Annotated in this window: 1 protein-coding gene; it reads right to left on the bottom strand. The window is 61.4% G+C overall.

Going from position 1 to position 608, the window contains the following annotated elements; translation table 11 throughout:
- Positions 1–458, bottom strand: a 458-nt coding sequence (locus AC1D0P_RS27080; RefSeq protein ID WP_477679558.1) for an ATP-binding protein, incomplete at its 3' end; no start/stop codon positions are given.
- Positions 459–608 lie beyond the last annotated feature (150 nt).

Genomic DNA, 608 nt, shown 5'->3' with positions numbered 1-608 from the left:
ATACGTCCCTGCTTGCCGCTGCGCGTCTCCGTCTCAAGGCGGTTGACCAGATCGACAACGTTGAAGAAGCGACCCCGTGTGCCGTTGCGAATGAGTGCGCGGGCAATGGCGATTGCCAGGTGGCTCTTGCCGGTTCCTGTGCCGCCGACCAGGACGACATTGCGCTGATCGGCGACAAAAGTGCCGGTGGCAAGGTCGCGCACCAGGGGTTCATTGACGGGCGTATTCTTGAAGTCGAAGTCGTCAATGTCCTTGGCCAACGGCAACTTGGCAATGCTGAGCTGGTATCGAATGGAACGGGCCTGCTTCTCRGCGATCTCSGACTGCAAGAGGTCGCCGACGATACGCGGYGGCTCGTGCTGGCGYTTGATGCCRTTGCCCATGACYTCGTCATAGGCGCTGCGCATGCCGTAGAGCTTSAGCGTGCYCATCARTTCSAGAAYCTGTGTGCGTTCCATCAGCTTGCCCTCCTGAGGCTGTCATAGCGTGCGCAATCGGCGRCCGGYTCATGGGTCAGTCGAAGCGCATCCGGGGTTTGCAGGGTTGCGGCCGGAGCCGGGTCACGCCGCCGCGCCARAATRTTGAGGATSACCGAGGCYGAGCASACG

The sequence above is a fragment of the Polaromonas sp. P1_G2 genome (genome assembly GCF_056405515.1).
This window is presented reverse-complemented; position numbering and strand designations above follow the sequence as displayed.